The sequence below is a fragment of the Pseudomonas sp. L5B5 genome (assembly GCF_020520285.1).
Taxonomy (GTDB): domain Bacteria; phylum Pseudomonadota; class Gammaproteobacteria; order Pseudomonadales; family Pseudomonadaceae; genus Aquipseudomonas.
The window spans coordinates 1,533,622-1,552,799 of the sequence record NZ_CP084742.1 but is presented as its reverse complement, the minus strand read 5'-3'; the positions used below and the strand labels follow the sequence as shown (position 1 = coordinate 1,552,799).

The following is a 19,178-nucleotide window of genomic DNA, read 5'->3' as shown; positions in this document are numbered from 1 at the left end:
TTCAGTTCAGGTGCCGGCCCAGGCGGCCTTCCAGGTATTTGAGGCTGCGCCGCACCACCTCGACGATCACCAGGTACAGCACTGCGGCCCACAGGTAGATCTGGAAATCGAAGCTGCGGGAGAAGGCCAGCTTGGTCACCCCCATCAGGTCGTAAATGGTCACCAGGGAGGCGATGGCGCTGGCCTTGATCATCAAAATCAGCTCGTTGCCCAGAGGCCCGATGGCGATCAGCAGCGACTGCGGCAGTATCACCTTGCGAAACGCGGTCCAGCGCGACAGGCCCAGGGCGTTGCAGGCTTCGCGCTGGCCCTGGGCTACGGCTAGCAGGCTGCCGCGCAGGATCTCCGCCTGGTAGGCGGCGGTGTTCAGGGTGAAGGCCAGCAGGGTGCAGAACCACGCGTCGCGAAAGAACCACCACAGCCCCACGTCCTGCCAGAAGCCTTTGAACGAGCCCAGGCCGTAATACAGCATGAACAACTGGGCCAGCAGCGGCGAGCCGCGGAAGAAGTACACATACGCGCCGGTAAAACGCCGCAGCAGCGGATTGCCGGACAGCCGCCCAAGGGCGATCAGCAGGCCGAGCACGGCGCCCAGGCTGAAGGAAATCGCCACCAGCTTGGCGGTCACCAGCAGGCCGTCGATAAAGCGCGGGCCGTAGCGCTCCAGCAGTTCCTGGTTGAGGAACAGGTTCAGCAGATCATCCAGGTTCATGGCTGCAGGCTCCGTTGATGACGGCTGAAGCGCCGTTCGAGAAAACCGAACAGCTGCCCGGACAACGCCGAGAACAGCAGGTAGCCGCAACAGGCCACGCTGTAGAACAGCATGGGTTCCTTGGTCACGCTGACCGCCAGGTTGGTCTGGCGCATCAGGTCCACCAGGGAGATGGTCGACACCAGCGAGGTGTCCTTGAGCAGCGACAGCCAGTTGTTGGACAGGCCCGGCAGGGCGATGCGGGTCAGTTGCGGCAGCAGCACCTGGTTGAAGGTGGTGCGCCGCGACAGGCCCAGGGCGCTGGCGGCTTCGTACTGGCCCTTGGGCAGGGTCTTGAACGCCGCCAGCCAGATCTCGCTGGAGAAGGCGGCGAACACCAGGCTGAAGGCGATCATCGCGGCGACGAAGGTGTTGATCGCCACTTCACCGGGGTAGCCCAGGGCGCCGAGGATCTTCTGCGCGGCGATCTGGCAGCCGTAGTAGATGATCAGCAGGGTCAACAGCTCCGGCAGGCCGCGAAACACCGTGGAGAAGGTGGTGGCCCAGGCCCGCGCCCAGCGGTTTTTCGAGCGGGCGGCCAGGGCCACCAGCAAGCCCAGGGGCAGGCCGATGGGCACGCAGGCCAGTGCCAGGGCGATGGTCATCAGGGCCCCGGCCAACAAGGCCGAGCCCCAGCCGCCGCTGGCCAGGGAAAGAAGAGACAGCTGTTCGAACATGCTCGGACCCTCTTGCGCAATGCTTCGTGCAGCCGAGCGCCGCGCCAGGTCGGCGCGGCACCGTGGCGGCGGATCAGTAGATGTCGAAGGCGAAGTAGCGGCTGGAAATCTTCTTGTAGGTGCCGTCGGCGACGATCTCGTCCAGGGCCTGGTTCAGGCGCTCGCGCAGGGCGTTGTCTTCCTTGCGCACGGCGATCGAGGCGTCGGCGGTGGTGCCATTGACGTCACCGATGATCTTGCAGCAGTCCTTGCCGGCGCTTTCGGCCCAGGCCAGCAGCGGGAACTTGTCGGCGATCACCCCGTCCACGCGCCCGGCCGCCAGGTCGCTGTTGGCTTCGTCCAGGGTCGGGTAGAACTTCACGTCGGCGCCGGCCGGGCCGTAGTGGTCCTCGGCGTAGATGGCCTGGGTCGAGGAGGCCTGGGCGCCCACGGTGCGGCCCTTGAAGTTGGTCTGGGCGTCGGTGATGTCCGAGTCCCTGGGCACCGCCACCGACAGCGGAGTGCGGTAGTAGTGGTTGCTGAAGGCGATCTTTTTCTTGCGCTCGTCGGTGGCGATCATCGAGGCCACCACGGCGTCGTATTTTTTCGCCAGCAGTGCCGGGATGATGCCTTCCCAGTCCTGGGCGACGATCTGGCACTCGACCTTCATGCGTTCGCACAGGGCGTTGGCGATGTCCACGTCAAAGCCGTGCAGCTGGTTGCTGGAGTCCACATAGTTGAAGGGCGGGTAGGCGCCCTCGGTGGCGATCCTCAAGACCTCGGCCTGGGCCGTGGTGGCGGCGACGGCCAGGACGCAGGCACTGGCGAAGCGAACGACGTTTTTCATGGAGCACCTCGGTTATTTATTGTTTTGGTCGGGCGGACGATGTGTAACCAACAAACTCGTTATGCAGGGCAGCGGTGGCTTCCAGGCGTTTTTCCACCTCGGGTCCCAGGTGCTTGCACACCTCGTTGACCAGCAGGTGCACCAGCGACAGCATGGCCGCGGTGGACTCCCAGAACAGGTTGAATTCGGTGGGCACGCGGAACACCTCATCGGCGTTCTGTTCGGCCCAGTCGCAGAAGGTGTCGGTGACCAGGGTCACCGGAATCCCCGCCTCGCGGGCCTTGTGGCACAGGGTCAGGGCGTGGCGCGAATAGCGCCGGGCCTCGAACACCACCAGGGCGCAGTCTTCGGCGGGGCTGAGCAGCACATCGGCGAAATGCCCGGCGGCGCCGTCCACCAGGTACACGCCGTCGCGCAGGTATTGCAGGAGGTGGACCATGGAGGCGGCGATGCCGCGCTCGGTCTGGAACCCCGCCACGTACACCCGGCGCCGGCTGGCCAGGCGCTGGACCACGGTCTGCCAGGCCGGGGTCAGGCTGTATTCATAGACCTTGACCAGCGCCGCCACCTCCAGCTCGAAGCTGCGGGGCAGGCCCTGGGCCGCCGGGTTGGGCTGCTGGCGAAACTCCTGCAGGCGATCGCCCACCAGCCACGGCCCTTCGCCGAGGTCGTTCTTCAGGTCGTTCTTCAGATCCTTGAAATGGCTGTAGCCGATGGCGCGGCAGAAACGGCCGACGCTGGACTCGCTGACGCCGAGTTTTTCGGCGATGTCGGCGGCGGTCTGGAAGGGCAGCTCATAGAGGTTGGCCAGCATGTAGCTGGCGATTGCCCGACCCGACGCGGTGGCGCTGGATAGGCTGCTTTCAAGGCGTTGCTTGATGGATTGGCTCATGGTTTTTCATTGTTATTGGCCGTTGACAATGGAAAGTGAATGTTTTCTGTCATTAAGTCAATATTTGACAGTTAACTGGCGTGACGCGATAGTCAGGCACCTTCCAATAACAATTCCAATGGAGCTGCAATGACCGACGCGAACCACGCGACCCTGGCGCAGGCACCCGTCGAGTACCTCGACCTGCCTGCCTTGACCGACTTGCTGCAACGGATTTTTCTTCGCCACGGCACCTCTGCCGAGGTGGCCCGGGTGCTGGCCGACAACTGCGCCCGGGCCCAGCGCGACGGCTCCCACAGCCACGGGGTGTTTCGCATTCCCGGTTACCTGTCGTCCCTGGCCAGCGGCTGGGTCGATGGCCAGGCGGTGCCGCAAGTGGAGGATGTAGCCCCCGGCGTGGTGGCGGTGGATGCTGGCGGCGGGTTTGCCCAGCCGGCCCTGGCGGCGGCCCGCGAGGCGCTGGTGAGCAAGGCCCGTAGCGCCGGGATCGCGGTGCTGGCGATCCGCAATTCCCATCACTTCGCCGCGCTCTGGCCGGATGTCGAGCCCTTCGCCGAAGAAGGCCTGGTGGCCCTGAGCCTGGTCAACAGCATGACCTGCGTGGTGCCCCACGGCGCCCAGCGGCCGTTGTTCGGCACCAACCCGATTGCCTTCGCCGCGCCCCGCGAAGGCGCCGAGCCCATCGTCTTCGACCTGGCCACCAGCGCCATCGCCCATGGCGACGTGCAGATCGCCAAGCGCCAGGGCCAGCAGCTGCCGGAGGGCATGGGGGTGGATCGCCATGGCCAGCCCACCTGCGATCCGGCGGCGATCCTCGACGGTGGCGCCTTGCTGCCCTTTGGTGGGCACAAGGGCTCGGCGCTGTCGATGATGGTGGAGCTGCTGGCGGCGGCGCTGACCGGAGGCAACTTTTCCTTCGAGTTCGACTGGTCCCGGCATCCCGGGGCACAGACACCCTGGACCGGCCAGTTGCTGATCGTCATCGACCCCAGCCACTGCGGCGGTGGACGCTTCGCCCAGCGCAGCCAGGAGCTGGTGCGGCAGATGCAGGCCGTGGGCCTGGAGCGCCTGCCCGGTGACCGGCGCTACCGCACCCGGGCCAGATCCCTGCAAGAGGGCATTCCCCTGGCCACCGCCGAACTGGCGCGGCTGCGGGGCCTGGCGGGCGACGACTAAGGGCTTCATCCCTTCGCATCCGGGTCCATGGGCCCTTGGTGTTACTCCAGGTAGGGGGGCCGGTAGCGGGGCAGGTCGTGGATCGAAGTTGCCGCTCCCCTCCAGCCCCTCCAAAGCACCGGCCACTTGCCCCCAAGGCAGCCTATGGGCGCTTGCGGCGCCTTTTGATAATCGCCTCCGACATCTCGTCCCCCGAATGCGGAGCGCGCCATGCACAACAATAAGAACCGCCAGCACCCTCTGTTCCCGGCCCTGATCGCCGGCCTGTCCACCCTGGGCCTGGGCAATGCCGCCCAGGCCGAGATCATGCTCTACGACAAGGACCAGACCACCTTTTCCACCGACGGCTACGTCAACGCCTTCTACGTCAACAGCAAGGTCGACCGTGCCGGCGAGCAGTACGACCGGCGCCAGGCGCGGGTGAAGATGGGCTTTCTGCCCAACTACCTGGGCTTCAACATGGGCAGGCAGGTGGACGACCTCAAGCTCGGCGCCCGGGCCTCGTTCTGGGTGACCATCAACGACAGCCAGGACAACGGCACCGACACCGCCATCGACGTGCGCCAGTTCTACGGCACCGTGGCCAACCCGGAGTGGGGCGAGGTGTTGATCGGCAAGGACTTCGGCCTGTTCGCCCGTTCCAACATCCTGCTCGACGAAATGCTCGCAGGTTATGGCCAGGTCAGCGACAGCCTGGGGCTGGTGGATGGCGGCGGGGTGTCGTTCGGCAATATTGGCAGCGGTTATCCCTATCCCTTTCCCACCTCGCAGATCACCTACCGCAGCCCGTTGATGGATGGCCTGCGGGTGGCGGTGGGCATCCTCGACCCGGTGGATACCAACGACAGCAGCGCCCTGGGCAAGGCCTACCAGAAAAATCCGCGCACCGAGAGCGAGATCACCTACCAGTTCGACCTGGGTGGGGCCAAGTTCTACAGCTGGCTCAACGGCAGCTACCAGACCTCCGACAACACCGATCCCGAGGTGCAATCGGTGACCTCCAAGGGCCTGGGCTATGGCCTGCAGGCCAAGATGGGCGGCCTGTCGCTGACCGGTTCCGGGTTCCAGGCCAAGGGCATCAACCCCTTCTTCACCAACAACGCCGGCGAAGCAACCCTGCGCAATGTCGACAGCAAGGGCTACCTGCTGCAGGGCTCGTACAAGGTGGGCAAGAATCGCCTGGCGCTGTCCTACGGCAAGACTAAGGACGACGGCAATGGCGTGGTCGGCAGCGGCGCCGACTACCAGACCCGGGGCGTGGCGCTGTTCCACGACATCAACGACAACCTCAAGCTGGTGGCCGAGTACAACCAGTTCCAGATCGACGGCCACCACACCAATGCACAGAACGAAAACACCGACACCTTCGCCGTGGGCGCAGTGCTGACCTGGTAACGGCAGCGGCAAGCCGCAAATTGCCCGCTGCAAGTGGTTTGCATCCGTTATTGCGGCCGGTTGAAAAAAAACCTGTGGCGAACAGTTGCAAGCCGCCCGTTGCGAGGTCGAACAAGCCTTGTGGCGAGCGAGCTTGCTCGCGTTGGAAGGCGCAGCCTTCCCAAGGCCTGAATCCGCGGTCGTTCAGGTAGATCGCATACTCAGGCCTTGCGGCCGCTGCGCGCCCGAGCGGGAGCAAGCTCCCTCGCCACAGACGAGCAGTTGCAAGCCGCCCGTTGCGAGGTGGAACAAGCCTTGTGGCGAGCGAGCTTGCTCGCGCTGGAAGGCGCAGCCTTCCCAAGGCCTGAGTCCGTGGTCTGCCTGGCTGATCGCGGATTCAGGTTTCGCGCCCGCTGCGCGCCCGAGCGGGAGCAAGCTCCCTCGCCACAGACGAGCAGTTGCAAGCCGCCCGTTGCGAGGTGGAATAAGCCTTGTGGCGAGCGAGCTTGCTCGCGCTGGAAGGCGCAGCCTTCCCAAGGCCTGAATCCGCAGTCTGTCAGGCAGATCGCGGATTCAGGTTTCGCGCCCGAGCGGGAGCAAGCTCCCTCGCCACCGACGAGCAGTTGCAAGCCGCCCGTTGCGAGGTGGAATAAGCCTTGTGGTGAGCGAGCTTGCTCGCGCTGGAAGGCGCAGCCTTCCCAAGGCCTGAGTCCGCGGTCTGCCTGGCTGATCGCGGATTCAGGTTTTACGGCCGCTGCGCGCCCGAGCGGGAGCAAGCTCCCTCGCCACAGAAGAGCAACAGAGCCGCCAGTTGGTTTGCCTCTGGGTGGGCGCCAGTTGTGTGGTTGAACAAGCCTTGTGGCGAGCGAGCGTGCTCGCGTTGGAAGGCGCAGCCTTCCCAAGGCTTGAGTCCGCGGTCTGCCTGGCTGATCGCGGATTCAGGTTTCGCGGCCGCTGCGCGCCCGAGCGGGAGCAAGCTCCCTCGCCACACCAGCGCCTACGCCCATGGAACCGGCCACCCGCTACCCAAGTAGCATTCGTGCCCCGGGGCCGGCTTCGTACACTCATCCCTCAGACAATCCCGCGCCGGAGGCGACGATGCAGCAAGCCCAGAGCGAGGGCGTGGTCAGCGCCATGTCCCAGGCCGGCGACCCGCAACAGGTGGCCCAGGACCTGGCCCGCCAGCTGCTGCATCCGCACCTGGGCTTCGTGCTGTTCTTCTGTTCCGCCGAATACCCGCTGCAAGCCCTCGGCCAGGCCCTGCAACAGGGCTTTGGCGGTATCCGCCTGGTGGGCTGCACCAGCGCCGGGGAAATCACGCCCCAGGGCTACGGGCGCAATTGCGTGACCGCCATCGGTTTCGATCACCGGCACTTTTCCATCGCCGCCGAACTCATCGACCAGATGGAACACTTCAGCCTGATCGACGCCCAGCAGATGGTCGAGCGCTTGGTGGGCGGCTGTCGCAGCAACACCCTGGCGCCGATCAAGGGCAACACCTTCGCCCTGACCCTGCTGGATGGCCTGTCGAGCCGCGAGGAAATGGTCCTGGCGGCCCTCAGCGCGGCCCTGGGGGACATTCCGCATTTCGGCGGTTCGGCCGGCGACGACAACTACCTGACCCACACCCACGTATATTTCGGCGGCGAGTTCCACAGCGGCGCGGCGGTGGTGGTGCTGGTCAACACCTGGCTGGATTTCGAGGTATTCACCACCCACCACATCCTGCCCCGGGAGGAAAAACTGGTGGTCACCGGCGTCGACAGTACCTTGCGCCGGGTCTATGAACTGAACGCCGAGCCCGCCGCCGAGGAATACGCGCGGCTGATCGGCGTACCGCTGGCGCGCCTTGACCACCGGGTGTTCGCCGCCCATCCGCTGGCGGTGCGGATCAACCAGCACTACTACGTGCGCGCGGTGCAGCAGGTGCACCCGGACCTGAGCCTGAGTTTCTACTGCGCGGTGGAGAACGGCATCGTCCTCACCGCCATGACCCCCGGCCCCTTGCTGCCCAACCTGCAAACGCTGTTCGACGGTTTGCAGCAACGCCTGGGCAGTTTGCTGCTGACCATCGGCTGCGACTGCTTCCTGCGCCGCCTGGAGCTGGAAGACCACGGCAGCCTGGACCAGATCGGGGCCTTTCTGCGCGAGCAGCGGGTGATGGGTTTCAACACCTACGGAGAACAGTTCAATGGCATGCACATCAACCAGACCTTCACCGGGGTCGCCATTGCCCGCAGCCGGACTCCGGCCCGTCGCTGAGCTGCAAGCCCGGATCGATTGCCTGCAGCACGAGAACCGCAAGCTGCGGCGGATCAACAGCGCGCTGATCGAACGGGTCGAATCCGGCATCACCCGGGGCAACGATCCCTATGCGGCGTTTCAGCACTCGGTGGTGCTGGCCGAGCAGGTGCGCGAGCGCACCGACGCCTTGAACCAGGCCATGGCCGAGCTCAAGGCCGGCAACCATTTGCTCAGCGAGGCGCGGTTGCGGGCCGAGACCGCCCACCAGCATCTGATCGATGCCATCGAGAGCATTTCCGATGCCTTCGTGCTGTTCGACCAGGAGCAGCGCATCGTCCTGTTTAACAGCCGCTTTCGCGCCTTCTGGGCCCACAGCCGGCTGCGAGTCATGGCTGGCATGCGCCTGGCCGAGGTGCGGCGGTTGCTGACCAGCACCGGGCTGTTCAGCGAAGAACCGCGCAGCGGTGGTGACGAACACCTGCTGTACCGCCTGCACAACGGCCGCTGGCTGCAGGTCAGCGAACGGCCGACCCGCGAGGGTGGGCGGGTGATCCTGTTCACCGACATCACCGAGGTCAAGCACAGCGAGACCCTGCGCCGCGAGCAGGCGGTGGCGCAAAAGTCCCACCTGTTGCAACGGGCCGTGGACAACCTGTCCCAGGGCGTGGCCATGGTCAACGCCGAGGGTGTGCTGGAGTTGTGGAACCGGCGTTTCCTGGAGCTCAGTGGGCTGGCGCCGGTGGCCGCGCATCGCTTGTTTGCCGAAGTCATCGGCGACAGCGAACTGCACCTGCTCAGCCCCGACAGCCGCGATGCCAATGGCCGGCCGATCCACGAATGCGAGCAGCGCCTGAGCGATGGCCGGGTCCTGGAGATCCGCACCCATCCGCTGCCCACTGGCGGTTTCGTCAACACCTTCACCGACATCACCGAGCGCTACCAGCACGCCGAGGCCCTGAGCGAAAGCGAGCGCTGGATTCGCCTGATCACCGACCATGTGCCCGCGCTGATCGCCTACCTCAATGCCGACCTAGTGTACGAGTTCACCAACAAGGTCTACGAAGAGTGGTACTGCTGGCCCCGGGGCGTGATGCTCGGCCAGAGCCTGCGCGAGGTGCACAGCGAGCAGCACTACCAGCGCCTGGAAAGCTATGTGGAGCGGGCCTTGGCGGGGGAGAGCGTGACCTTCGAATTCGCCGAGACCAACATCAACCACCAGGAGCGCTACATGCTGCGCTCCTACGTGCCCAACCGCCTGGCCAATGGCGAGGTGGTAGGGATCTTCGTGCTGATCCGCGACATCACCGAGCGCCGGCGCACCGCCGAGGCGCTGCACCAGGCCTACCAGAACCTGGAGCTGCGGGTGCGCGAGCGCACCACCGAGCTGACCACCCTCAACCAGCAACTGCTGCGCGAGATCGAGGAGCGCAGCCGGGTCGAATCGCGCCTGCGCGAGGCCAAGGGCGAGGCCGAGCGGGCCAACCTGTCGAAGACCAAGTTCCTCGCCGCAGTCAGCCACGACCTGCTGCAACCCTTGAACGCCGCGCGCCTGTTCACCAGCGCCCTGCTCGAGCGCCGCGATCCCGAGGCGAGCCAGGCCCTGGTGCGCAATGTCAGCAACTCCCTGGAGGACGTGGAAAACCTGCTGGGCACCCTGGTGGACATCTCCAAGCTGGACGCCGGGGTGATCAAGGCCGACGTCGCGCCCTTCGCCTTGCGCGAACTGCTGGAGAACCTTGCCGCCGAGTACGTCCAGGTGGCCCGCAGCGAGGGCCTGGAACTGCACTTCGTGGCTTGTTCGGCGCTGGTGCGCAGCGACATCCAGCTGCTGGCGCGGATTCTGCGCAACCTGTTGAGCAACGCCATCCGCTACACCCGCCAGGGCCGGGTGGTGCTGGGCTGCCGGCGCCAGGGCCGCTGGCTGTCGATCGAAGTCTGGGACAGCGGCCTGGGCATCGCCGCCGAACGCCTGGAAGAGATCTTCCTGGAGTTCAAGCGCGGGGACGAACAACTCCCCAACCAGGACCGCGGCCTGGGCCTGGGGCTGGCCATCGTCGAGAAGATTGCCGGGATCCTTGGGCATCGCATCGGCGTGCGTTCCTGGCCGGGGCGCGGTTCGGTGTTCAGCGTGCAAGTGCCGATCAGCACCAGCGCGCCGCTACCGGCACCGTGCCTGGAATGGCGGGCGGCGCCGCTGGAGCGTTTGCAGGGGGCGCGGATCTGGGTGCTGGACAACGATGCGGCGATTTGCGCCGGCATGCGCACCCTGCTCGAAGGCTGGGGCTGCCAGGTGGTCACGGCGCTGTCCGAGCAAGACCTGGCACGCCAGGTGGACGACTACCGCGCCGAGGCCGACCTGCTGATCGCCGACTACCACCTGGACCAGCAACAGAACGGCATCGATGCCGTGGCACGGATCAACGCCCGGCGTGCCCTGGCGATCCCGGCGATGATGATCACCGCCAACTACAGCAACGACCTCAAGCAGCAACTGCGCGAACTGGGCCACACCCTGATGCACAAGCCGGTACGACCGATGAAGCTCAAGACCGCCATCAGCCACCTGTTGAGCGGCAAGCTGCAAGCGGCAAGTTCCAAGCTTGAGGCTTGAGGCTTGAGGCTTACAGCTTGCCGCTCGAACCTGCTTCCTAGCGGCGCAGGTAGGCGCCGAAGTCGATGTCGCCGGCGCTGAGGATCGCCTGCACCCGGTTGTGCACGTTGAGCTTGCGCAGGATCGCCGAGACATGGGCCTTCACCGTGGTCTCGGCGATGTCCAGGGTGTAGGCGATCTGCTTGTTGGATTCGCCCTTGGTCATGCGCTCCAGCACCAGCAGTTGCTTGCGGGTCAGGGCCTGCAGCAGTTCCGGCGCAAAGCTCGGGGCCTCGCTGCTGCGTCGCCCCGATGGGCTCTTCTGAGTGCGGATGATGTCTGGCGGCAGGTACACGTTGCCATTGAGGATCTGCTCGATGGCTTCGGTCATCTGCGAGCGCGGCGAGGACTTGGTGATGAAACCCACGGCGCCGTAGGTAATGGCCTGCAGCACGATCTGCTTGTCCTGCTCGGCGGAGACGATCACCACCGGGATGGTCGGCGCTTCGTTGCGCAGGGTGATCAGGCCATTGAGGCCATGCATGCCGGGCATGTTCAGGTCCAGCAGGATCAGGTCCAGGTCGTCGTGGTCCTGGGTCAGGGCCAGGGCGCTGTCCAGGTCGGCGGTCTCCATCACCTCGCTGCCGGGGAAACCGTCGCTGATGACGTTGTGGATGGCTTCGCGAAACAGTGGGTGATCATCGGCTATCAGGATTCTGTACACGGCCTTTCACCTCGTTATTGTGGTTATGGGGGCACTTGAGCCAGGCAGGGTCAGGGCAGGGGTTCGGGCTGGGCCGCCACCAGGGGCAACCCGGCGGCTTCCCAGGCATCCAGGCCATCGCGGTACCAGTAGATATTTTTATAGCCCAGGGCTGCGGCGCGTTTTACCGCGTTCCAGCTCAGCCAGCAATCGGCGCGGCAATAGAACACCAGCGGCCGTTGCCAGTCGCCCTGGCTCAGGTGTTGCAGCTGCTGGTTGAAGTACGCCTGCCACTGGGGCGTCAGTTCGCCGTCGCCGGTATTGGCCAGCCAGTGGCTGCCGGGCAGGTTGGCGTGGGGTTCGCTGTCGATGAACCGGCCTTGCAGCCATTGGCGGCGATAGACGTCGATCAGCAGCGGTGCCGGGCGCGCTTGCAGCAGGCGTTGCAGGGCCTGGGTGTCGACGATCTGCGCTGCCTCGATGTGCAGCGGGGTCGGGCTGCGATAGAGGCTGGTGCGATAACCCTCGGCGGAAAACAACGGGTCAGCGGCCTGGGCGCAGCCCAGCACCAGGCTCATGAGCAGTGCGGCCAGGGTCTCTAAGGCACGGGGCATAAGGCTTCGATCCTTTTTGTTATAGGCCCATTACATGCCAGGGCAGGAGCATTTGTGAATGCGACCATCGACAGCAAAAGCAGTACCAAAGTCGTAGAAAACCATGCCGCCAAGAGGGTGTTTGCCAAGGGGAGATGGGGGCTTTGCGGCGGCTGCCTGACGCGAGTGTTCGCCGGCTATGCAGAAAGTAGCGGGGCAGCAGTACCAAGGTAGTAGGCCGGCACTCTTGCGCTGGCCTTAGCATGGGCTGCAGCGGCCATGGCCACCCGGAGGACCTCCCCATGCGCATCCTGAAAGTGCTGCTCTTGCCGTTGCTGCTGATCCTCAGCCTGATCGGCGTCGATCGCCTGCACGGCTCACGGCCGGCACCGGCGGCGAGCCAGCCGGCGGCGCTGGGGCGCTAGGCATGTCGGCCCTGTGGCGGATCAACCTGTGGGTTACTGCCTGTTTTGCGCTGCTGACCCTGGCCTGTGCCGGGCTGTTGCTGCGCCAGGCGGCGGACGATGTGGAGCGCGAAGTGCAATCCGCCGAGGCCCTGGTGCAGTACCTGGGGGATAGCGCCGAACGGCAGCCTGCCAGCCTGCAACCAGAACTGACCCGCAGCCTGCGGCATGTGCGGGTGCACTGGCTGGCTCCGGATGAAGACCCGGCGCCGCTCGGTATCATTGCTGCCGATGGCTGGCTGGAGCGCCTGTTGCTGGGTGACAGCCCACCCAGTGCCCGGCTGCTTCAACTCAATGATGGCCGGCGCGTGCTGATCGCGGTGAATGCCGCCGCCGAACTGGGGGAAGTGCGCCAGGCCTTGCAGCAATGGTTTGGCCTGTGCGCGCTGGCGCTGCTGCTCAGCTTGCTGAGCATCGGTTGGGCGGTGCGCCGTGGCCGGGCCTGGCTCGATGAAGTGCTGCGTGCTCTGGGCCAGGTGTCCGACGGCCAGATGGTGGTGCGCCTGCGCAGCGGCGCGCTGCCGGAAACCCGACAACTGGCTGAACATTTCAACCGCATGGCCAGCGCCCTGGAGCAGGCCCATTGCGACAACCAGCAACTGACCCAGACCCTGCTGGCGGTGCAGGAGCAAGAGCGCAACCACCTGGCGCAGACCTTGCACGACGACCTTGGCCAGTACCTGGCCGGCATTCGCGCCCAGGCCTGCCTGCTGCGCCTGGTGGTGGACCAGCCGGCGCTGGCGGCCAGCACCGCCCAATCCCTGGAGCTCAACTGCGAGCACCTGCAACAGGGTTTTCGCGCCATGGTCCAGGACCTGTACCCGGTGGTGCTGGGCCATCTGCCCCTGGCCGAAGCCCTGGGGTTGCTGGTGCAACAGTGGCAAGCGCGCCAGGGGATTGAATGCCGGCTGCGGGTTGGCGAGCGCCTGCCGGCATTGTCGGGGGCGAGCAACACCCACCTCTATCGCCTGTTGCAGGAAGCCCTGACCAACGTCGCCCGGCACGCCGGCGCCAGTCAGGTGCGGGTGCGCCTGCAACGAAGCGGCCCAGGGCTGCGCCTGCTGATCCGCGATAACGGTCGCGGTGCACCCCAGGTCCGGCGTGCGGGTGTCGGCCTGCACTCCATGGCCGAAAGGGCCCGCAGCCTGGGCGGTGAACTGCGCATCATCAACTGCCCCGGCGCCGGCTGGGCGCTGGCTCTGAATATTCCCCTGGAGGCCTGATGAATATCTTGTTGGTGGATGACCACGCGGTGGTCCGTCAGGGTTACGCCAGCCTGTTGCAGGCGGTGTTGCCGACCATGCAGGTGCGTGAAGCAGCCAATGGTGAAGAAGCCCTGGCCCGGGTGCTGGAAGACGTGCCGCAACTGGTGATCATGGATTTTGCCTTGCCGGGTATCAGCGGTTTGGAGACGACTCGGCGCTTGCGCCAGCGTTTGCCGCAGTTGCGGGTGCTGTTTTTCAGCATGCACGACGAACTGCCGCTGGTGCGCCAGGCCCTGGAGGCAGGAGCCTCGGGCTACCTGACCAAGAACTCGGCGCCCCAGGTGCTGATCGAGGCGGTGCACCGGGTGCTGGCCGGGCATGCGTACATCGAGCAACCCTTGGCCACCCAACTGGCCTGCACCCCCCAGGCGAACGCCAGCGACCCGCGCTTGCAGAGCATGACCCAGCGTGAGCTGGAGATCTTTGTGATGCTGGCCCGGGGCACTCCGGCGCGACTGATTGCCGAGCAGCTGTGCATCAGCGCCAAGACCGTGTCCAACCACCTGACTCTGCTCAAGAGCAAGTTGCAGGTCAGTTCCCATGGGGAGTTGGTGCATTTGGGGATTGATATGGGGGTGGTCAGGGTGGCGGGGTGAGTTTGTTTTTTTGGGGGGGTACCTATCCATTTCTGCGGTAACGGCCGCTTGTGGCTGAGAGACTGAGTACATATCCGTTGCTGCGGTCATGGCGGCTTATGGTTTCGTCTTTACGGCGAGGGGTTGAGTACATATCCATTGCTGCGGTCATGGCCACTTAGGGTTTCGCCCTTACGGCGAGTCCCTTTTGTCAGTCGACACAAAAGGAACCAAAAGGTCTTGCCCCTCCATACGGCCCCTCGCCTAGGCTCGGGGTGCCCTCGCTCCGGCATTGCTCCGGGGGCACGCCGCCACAGGCCATCCATGGCCTGGGGCGGCTAGCTCGGCATCCTTGCCGAGCTGCCCCCTACGCAACGCCTGCGCTCGGCCTGCTGGGAAGGGGCTTGAAGATCAAGATCAAGATCCAGATCAAAAGCAAAAGCAAAAGCCAAGCGCGTTTACGCGCTCTTCGCAGGAGCCGGCTTGCCGGCGAAGAGGCCGTTAAGTCATGCATCGCCTGGGCCGACGCCTTCGCTGGCAAGCCAGCTCCTACGTGGCGGTACACACGGCCGCATCTTCAGGCCGGCCGCAGGCCGCCGTCAGATTTTGATCTTGATCTGCCTGCCCCCTTAGACACGATGGCCGAACGCAGGCATTGAGCCGTGGGTAACCCGGCAGGGATGCCGGGTTAGCCGCCCACAGGCCATGGATGGCCTGTGGCGGCGGCCCACGGATCAATGCCGGAGTGAGGGCATGCCGAGCCTAGGCGAGGCACCGAGTGGAGGGGCAGAAGCGTTTTGCTTACTTTTGCGCTCTTCAAAAGTGAGTCGCTGTAAGAGCGAAACCGCCAGCCGCCGTAACCGCAGCAACGGATATGTACTCAATCCCTCAGCCACAAGTGGCCGCTACCGCCACACCGGATACGCACTCACCCCCTACTTATCCCACGTCCGAGGACACCCCATGCACCCCTCCATATTGGCATCCTGAAAGTTCCCATAATGCTGCCGCGCCCCGCGCAGATCGGCCCCCTGCAGATTGCTCTCGCCAAACTTCGCTTCCTGCAGATTGGCATCACTCAGGTCAGCCCCCTGCAGATCCGCCTTGCTCAACCAGGTCATCTCCAGGTCCGCCGCTTGCAGGTTGGCCTGGTGCAGCTTGGCCCCGGACAAGCGGGCAAATTGCAGGTAGGCGCCGTTGAGGTTGGCGTTGGCGAACTGCGCGCCCTGGGCAAACAGGCCCCAGCCCTGGATCGCCACCAGCTTGGCGTCGGTAAAGTCCGCCAACCGCAGGTTGCTTTGCTGCAGGCTGGCGCGGGTCAGGTTGGCGCCTTGCAGGCGGGCTTTTTCCAGGTTGGCCAGGTCCAGTTGGGCGTGACGCAGGTCTGCATCGCGCAGATCGGCGCCGGCCAGGTTCATCTTGCGCAGGTCCTGGTTGGCCAGGTTGGCGCCCCGCAGGTTGGCCCCGGGGCACTGGCTGGATTCGGCAATCACGCAGCCGTTGACGGTCAGCGGTACGTCGTTGCCGTCGTCGTCGACGTTCATTGCGAAGGCGGGGGAGAGGGTCAGCAGTAGAGCAAGGGGCAGGTAGTTCATGGGGCGGTTCTCCGGAAGCAGTGAAGGCGGGTGTGGCGAGGGAGCAAGCTCCCTCGCCACAGGTCGATCAGCGCTGGGCGGTCTTGCTGTCCCAGCTGGGTATCTTGAATACCCAGAACGAGCCGCCCTGGGCCACCGGCTTGGTCAACTCGGCCATGTCACCGCCCCATAGCGGCACGGCGCCGCCGTAACCCACGGTCACGCCGATGTACTGCTCGCCATCCTGCTCCCAGGTGATGGGCGGCGAGACGATGCCGCTGCCGGTCTGGAATTTCCACAGCTCCTTGCCGGTCTTGGCGTCGAAGGCCTTGAAGAAACCGTCGCCGGTGCCGGTGAACACCAGGTTGCCCTTGGTGGCCAAGACCCCGGCCCACAGCGGCAGCTGTTCCTTGTGCTCCCAGACCAGCTTGCCGGTGGCGGGGTCCATGGCCCGCAGGGTGCCGACGTGGTCGTCGTACATGCGCTTGATTCGAAAGCCCATCCCCAGGTAGGCCGAGCCTTTCTTGTAGTTCACTTCCTCGGTCCAGTACTCCTCCTTCCACTGGTTGCCAGGGATGTAGAACAGACCGGTGTCCTGGCTGTAGGCCATGGGGTTCCAGTTCTTGCCGCCCAGGAACGGCGGCGAGACTTCCACCGGCTTGCCCTTGGTTTCACCGGGCAGCGGCTTGGCCGGACGCTGGCCGGGGTTTTCCACCGGGCGCCCGGTCTTCAGGTCGATGTGGCTGGCCCAGGTGATGTTGTCGACGAAGGGGAAGGCGTTCTGCAATTTGCCGTTGTTGCGGTCCACCACGTAGAAGAAACCGTTGCGGTCGGCGTGGCCGGTGGCCTTGACCACCTTGCCGTCCTTGCCCTTGTAGTCGAACAGCACCAGCTCGTTGTTGCCGGAGAAGTCCCAGGCATCGTTCGGGGTGTGCTGGTAGAACCATTTCACTTCGCCGGTGCTCGGGTCGACGCCGACCTGGCCCGAGGTGTACAGGCTGTCGTAGTCGTGGGGGTTGCCGTCCTTGGCGGTGCGCGCCCAGGTGTTCCAGGGGCCGGGGTTGCCGGCGCCGACGATGATGGTGTTGGTCTCAGGGTCAAAGCTGGCGCTCTGCCAAGGGGCGCCGCCGCCATGGCTCCAGGCCTCGACCTTGCCGGTCTCGGTGGTCTTGTCGTCGGGCCAGGACGGCGCCTTGACGTCGCCGGTGGGGGTGCTGTCCTTGCCGTTCAGGCGGCCCATGTGGCCTTCGACGAAGGGCCGCATCCACACCTCTTCACCGGTGTCCGGGTCGCGGGCGAACAGCTGGCCGACCACGCCGAATTCATCGCCGGAGCTGCCGTGGATCAGCAGCACCTTGCCGCTGGTCTTGTCCTTGATCAGCACCGGGGCGCCGGTCATGGTGTAGCCGGCGCTGTGGTCGCCGAACTTCTTGTTCCACACCACCTTGCCGGTGTTCTTGTCCAGGGCGATGACCCGGGCGTCGAGGGTGCCGAAGTAGATCTTGTCGCCGTAGATCGCCGCGCCACGGTTGACCACGTCGCAGCACGGGCGAATGTTGTCCGGCAGGCGGTGGTTGTAGGTCCACAGGCGTTTGCCGGTCTTGGCGTCGAGGGCGAACACCCGCGAGTAGGAGCCGGTGACGTAGACCACGCCGTCGCTGACGATGGCCTGGGATTCCTGGCCGCGCTGCTTCTCGTCGCCGAAGGAATAGGACCAGGCGGGGGTCAGCTTGAACACGTTCTGGTCGTTGACCTGGGCCAGCGGGCTCCAGCGCTGGGCGTTGGTGCCCATGCCGTACTGCAGCACGTCCTTGGTGGTCAGGTGGTCGTTGGCGATGTCTTCCCAGGTAACGTTGCGGGTGCTCGGTGCGGCTGTGGTGGCGGCACTGGCGCCGGCGCTCAGGGACAGGCTGCCAGCGAGCAAAAAGGCCTGCATGGCCAGGGTCAGCGGGGAAAGGGTGGGTAGCGTTCTTATTCTCATGGTGGCAGTTCCCAGTGGAGGTTTTGGCCTGACTAGGGTGTGCCGGGGCGTGGCCTGGAGATACGGAAAAAGTCCCGCGCTTGCCGGGAAAAATTCCCAGCCGGCACCTGATTTAGAACCGCACCACAAGCCCTACTACCAAGGGAGTAAGGCCCGGCCACCAAAGCAGCATACGGCTGCCCGGGAGGCTGTTTCTAAGATGGCGCCACGGCCTCTGTCGAGAGGCCTCGCGTGCAATCTTGAGGGCATGACAATGATAAGAAAACACAACGCCTGGCTGGCCGCCGGGCTGCTGGCCGGCCTGTTGAACAGCGGTGCATGGGCCCACGGCAACGTAGTGCCCCAGGCGGTGGAAACCAAGGGCCTGACCCCGGTCAAGGACGCCGGGGTGACCCTGGACGGCGACGGCTGGGCCGCGGTCAACCCCTACCGGGCCAGCCCCGAGCGGGCCAAGGCGGTGGAAATCGGCGCCTCGGCCTACAACCAGAACTGCGCCGCCTGCCATGGCCTGGAAGCCAAGTCCGGAGGGATCGCCCCGGACCTGCGCATGCTCGATGCCGGCGACGCCGGGGACGAATGGTTCGTCGAACGGGTACGCCACGGCGCGGTGCGCGATGGCCGGGTGTACATGCCGAAGATGGCCGATTACCTGAGCCAGGAAGCCTTGTGGGCGGTGCGCAGCTACCTCGACAGCGTGCACGTCGAGGAGTGACGGCCATGCGCCTCTGGGTGCTGTACCTGGGCGGCCTGCTGCTGAGTTCGCCACTGGCCTTGGCGGCCCCCATCGAGCCCGGCCCTGACCCGGTGCCGTCGGTGATGTGGGCCTACTACCATCGGCAGATCCTGGCGGACGCGCCCTTCGTCTTCGATGAACGGGTCAAGCTGCTGGCGCCGCCGTTCGCCGAGGATGCGCGCCAGGTGCCGCTGGAAATCGACGCCCGGGCCTTTGCCGGCGAAGTGGTGAAGATCCTCGCCTGGGCCGAGCTCAACCCGCTGCCGCGGATCGTCGATTTCGCCCCCGGCGCGGGGGTGCAGCCCTGGTTGTCGATCCGTATCCGCATCGAGCAGGCCACGCCCCTGCGCGCCGCGGTGCTGACCCGCGATGGCCTGTGGCACGTCGGCTCGGCCCTGATCGATGCCGCTGGCGGCGGCTGCACCGCCCCCAGCGTGGTGCGCAGCCAGCCCGGCTGGGAAGAGCACGTCGGCCAGGTGCTGGGCGCGCGCTATTCCCGGGGCGGCGCCAGCCGCTTGCGCCTGCAGGTGTCGCACCCGATGGACAACGGCCTGCTCAACGGCATTCCTGAATTCTTCCTCAACCAGGCGCAACTGCTGGACGCCGACCATCGCGTGCTGGCGCACCTGGAGCTGTACCCGGCGGTCAGCGAAAACCCCAGCCTGGGGTTCGACCTCCAGGCCCCCGGGCAGACCCGCCTGCTACTGCGGGACAACAACGGCAATCAGTTCGAAGCGACCATTCCCTGAGCCCAGGAGCA

At 65.4% G+C, this 19,178-nt stretch carries 18 protein-coding genes; 10 read left to right on the top strand and 8 right to left on the bottom strand.

Annotated elements, in window-relative coordinates; all coding sequences use genetic code 11:
* Nucleotide 1: 1 nt before the first annotated feature.
* From LGQ10_RS06935 to LGQ10_RS06920, 4 genes are all read right to left on the bottom strand, one after another.
* Nucleotides 2-712 carry an ABC transporter permease gene (locus LGQ10_RS06935; RefSeq protein WP_226525076.1) on the bottom strand — a complete coding sequence of 237 codons (711 nt, stop codon included), beginning with the start codon at nt 710-712 and terminating at the stop codon, nt 2-4.
* Complete coding sequence (locus LGQ10_RS06930; RefSeq protein WP_226525075.1) at nt 709-1,428, bottom strand: ABC transporter permease; 720 nt, start codon at nt 1,426-1,428, stop codon at nt 709-711. The genes LGQ10_RS06935 and LGQ10_RS06930 overlap by 4 nt, the downstream gene beginning before the upstream one ends.
* A gap of 73 nt (nt 1,429-1,501) precedes the next feature.
* Complete coding sequence (locus LGQ10_RS06925) at nt 1,502-2,254, bottom strand: transporter substrate-binding domain-containing protein (protein ID WP_226525074.1); 753 nt, start codon at nt 2,252-2,254, stop codon at nt 1,502-1,504.
* A gap of 16 nt (nt 2,255-2,270) precedes the next feature.
* On the bottom strand, nt 2,271-3,146 hold the full coding sequence (locus tag LGQ10_RS06920; RefSeq protein ID WP_226525073.1) for a MurR/RpiR family transcriptional regulator: 876 nt from the start codon (nt 3,144-3,146) through the stop codon (nt 2,271-2,273).
* Nucleotides 3,147-3,275: 129 nt separating this feature from the next.
* Here LGQ10_RS06920 and LGQ10_RS06915 point away from each other — a divergent pair, with 129 nt between their 5' ends.
* The 4 genes from LGQ10_RS06915 to nahK all read left to right on the top strand — a co-directional run bounded on the left by LGQ10_RS06915 (nt 3,276) and on the right by nahK (nt 10,551).
* A complete protein-coding gene (locus tag LGQ10_RS06915) occupies nt 3,276-4,322 on the top strand; it encodes an Ldh family oxidoreductase (RefSeq protein WP_226525072.1) in 1,047 nt (348 codons plus the stop codon).
* A 210-nt stretch (nt 4,323-4,532) separates the two neighbouring features.
* Nucleotides 4,533-5,717, top strand: a complete 1,185-nt coding sequence (locus tag LGQ10_RS06910) for a porin (protein ID WP_226525071.1) — start codon at nt 4,533-4,535, stop codon at nt 5,715-5,717.
* Nucleotides 5,718-6,794: 1,077 nt separating this feature from the next.
* Nucleotides 6,795-7,958: a nitric oxide-sensing protein NosP gene (gene nosP / locus LGQ10_RS06905; protein WP_226525070.1), complete on the top strand. Its 1,164-nt coding sequence runs from the start codon at nt 6,795-6,797 to the stop codon at nt 7,956-7,958.
* On the top strand, nt 7,888-10,551 hold the full coding sequence (nahK, locus tag LGQ10_RS06900) for a hybrid sensor histidine kinase/response regulator NahK/ErcS' (protein ID WP_226525069.1): 2,664 nt from the start codon (nt 7,888-7,890) through the stop codon (nt 10,549-10,551). Before nosP ends, nahK begins: the two co-directional genes overlap by 71 nt.
* A 37-nt stretch (nt 10,552-10,588) precedes the next feature.
* Here the strand turns inward: nahK and LGQ10_RS06895 are convergent, their stop codons facing one another.
* Nucleotides 10,589-11,254 (bottom strand): response regulator transcription factor, encoded by a 666-nt coding sequence (locus LGQ10_RS06895; RefSeq protein ID WP_058434442.1) that lies wholly within the window; start codon nt 11,252-11,254, stop codon nt 10,589-10,591.
* 50 nt (nt 11,255-11,304) lie between these two features.
* The gene (locus tag LGQ10_RS06890) at nt 11,305-11,847 is read right to left on the bottom strand and encodes a PQQ-dependent catabolism-associated CXXCW motif protein (protein ID WP_226525068.1); all 543 of its coding nucleotides are present in this window, start codon (nt 11,845-11,847) and stop codon (nt 11,305-11,307) included.
* A 281-nt stretch (nt 11,848-12,128) separates the two neighbouring features.
* Here LGQ10_RS06890 and LGQ10_RS31350 point away from each other — a divergent pair, with 281 nt between their 5' ends.
* From LGQ10_RS31350 to LGQ10_RS06875, 4 genes are all read left to right on the top strand, one after another.
* Nucleotides 12,129-12,251 carry a hypothetical protein gene (locus tag LGQ10_RS31350; protein ID WP_263986923.1) on the top strand — a complete coding sequence of 41 codons (123 nt, stop codon included), beginning with the start codon at nt 12,129-12,131 and terminating at the stop codon, nt 12,249-12,251.
* A 2-nt stretch (nt 12,252-12,253) separates the two neighbouring features.
* Complete coding sequence (locus tag LGQ10_RS06885) at nt 12,254-13,513, top strand: sensor histidine kinase (protein ID WP_058434444.1); 1,260 nt, start codon at nt 12,254-12,256, stop codon at nt 13,511-13,513.
* Complete coding sequence (locus LGQ10_RS06880) at nt 13,513-14,151, top strand: response regulator transcription factor (RefSeq protein WP_058434445.1); 639 nt, start codon at nt 13,513-13,515, stop codon at nt 14,149-14,151. The genes LGQ10_RS06885 and LGQ10_RS06880 overlap by 1 nt, the downstream gene beginning before the upstream one ends.
* 383 nt (nt 14,152-14,534) lie before the next feature.
* Nucleotides 14,535-14,789: a hypothetical protein gene (locus LGQ10_RS06875; RefSeq protein ID WP_226525067.1), complete on the top strand. Its 255-nt coding sequence runs from the start codon at nt 14,535-14,537 to the stop codon at nt 14,787-14,789.
* 276 nt (nt 14,790-15,065) lie between these two features.
* On the opposite strand, the gene LGQ10_RS06870 is transcribed toward LGQ10_RS06875, so the two are convergent.
* The gene (locus LGQ10_RS06870) at nt 15,066-15,725 is read right to left on the bottom strand and encodes a pentapeptide repeat-containing protein (RefSeq protein ID WP_226525066.1); all 660 of its coding nucleotides are present in this window, start codon (nt 15,723-15,725) and stop codon (nt 15,066-15,068) included.
* 67 nt (nt 15,726-15,792) lie between these two features.
* Nucleotides 15,793-17,640, bottom strand: coding sequence for a quinoprotein ethanol dehydrogenase (gene exaA, locus LGQ10_RS06865; RefSeq protein WP_413247610.1), 1,848 nt, complete (start codon nt 17,638-17,640; stop codon nt 15,793-15,795).
* Nucleotides 17,641-17,938: 298 nt separating this feature from the next.
* On the opposite strand from exaA, the gene pedF reads away from it, so the two are divergent.
* Together pedF and LGQ10_RS06855 are read left to right on the top strand one after the other, a co-directional pair.
* Entirely contained in the window at nt 17,939-18,397 is a 459-nt protein-coding gene (gene pedF / locus LGQ10_RS06860) for a cytochrome c-550 PedF (protein WP_058436170.1), read from the top strand.
* Between the two features lie 5 nt (nt 18,398-18,402).
* Nucleotides 18,403-19,167 carry a quinoprotein dehydrogenase-associated SoxYZ-like carrier gene (locus LGQ10_RS06855; RefSeq protein WP_226525064.1) on the top strand — a complete coding sequence of 255 codons (765 nt, stop codon included), beginning with the start codon at nt 18,403-18,405 and terminating at the stop codon, nt 19,165-19,167.
* The last annotated feature ends 11 nt before the right edge of the window (nt 19,168-19,178 follow it).

Coding starts and splice junctions, on each gene's coding strand:
- LGQ10_RS06935 (WP_226525076.1), bottom strand. CDS start 712: ATGAACCTGGATGATCTGCTGAACCTGTTCCTCAACCAGGAACTGCTG.
- LGQ10_RS06930 (WP_226525075.1), bottom strand. CDS start 1,428: ATGTTCGAACAGCTGTCTCTTCTTTCCCTGGCCAGCGGCGGCTGGGGC.
- LGQ10_RS06925 (WP_226525074.1), bottom strand. CDS start 2,254: ATGAAAAACGTCGTTCGCTTCGCCAGTGCCTGCGTCCTGGCCGTCGCC.
- LGQ10_RS06920 (WP_226525073.1), bottom strand. CDS start 3,146: ATGAGCCAATCCATCAAGCAACGCCTTGAAAGCAGCCTATCCAGCGCC.
- LGQ10_RS06915 (WP_226525072.1), top strand. CDS start 3,276: ATGACCGACGCGAACCACGCGACCCTGGCGCAGGCACCCGTCGAGTAC.
- LGQ10_RS06910 (WP_226525071.1), top strand. CDS start 4,533: ATGCACAACAATAAGAACCGCCAGCACCCTCTGTTCCCGGCCCTGATC.
- nosP (WP_226525070.1), top strand. CDS start 6,795: ATGCAGCAAGCCCAGAGCGAGGGCGTGGTCAGCGCCATGTCCCAGGCC.
- nahK (WP_226525069.1), top strand. CDS start 7,888: ATGGCATGCACATCAACCAGACCTTCACCGGGGTCGCCATTGCCCGCA.
- LGQ10_RS06890 (WP_226525068.1), bottom strand. CDS start 11,847: ATGCCCCGTGCCTTAGAGACCCTGGCCGCACTGCTCATGAGCCTGGTG.
- LGQ10_RS31350 (WP_263986923.1), top strand. CDS start 12,129: ATGCGCATCCTGAAAGTGCTGCTCTTGCCGTTGCTGCTGATCCTCAGC.
- LGQ10_RS06885 (WP_058434444.1), top strand. CDS start 12,254: ATGTCGGCCCTGTGGCGGATCAACCTGTGGGTTACTGCCTGTTTTGCG.
- LGQ10_RS06880 (WP_058434445.1), top strand. CDS start 13,513: ATGAATATCTTGTTGGTGGATGACCACGCGGTGGTCCGTCAGGGTTAC.
- LGQ10_RS06870 (WP_226525066.1), bottom strand. CDS start 15,725: ATGAACTACCTGCCCCTTGCTCTACTGCTGACCCTCTCCCCCGCCTTC.
- exaA (WP_413247610.1), bottom strand. CDS start 17,640: ATGCAGGCCTTTTTGCTCGCTGGCAGCCTGTCCCTGAGCGCCGGCGCC.
- pedF (WP_058436170.1), top strand. CDS start 17,939: ATGATAAGAAAACACAACGCCTGGCTGGCCGCCGGGCTGCTGGCCGGC.
- LGQ10_RS06855 (WP_226525064.1), top strand. CDS start 18,403: ATGCGCCTCTGGGTGCTGTACCTGGGCGGCCTGCTGCTGAGTTCGCCA.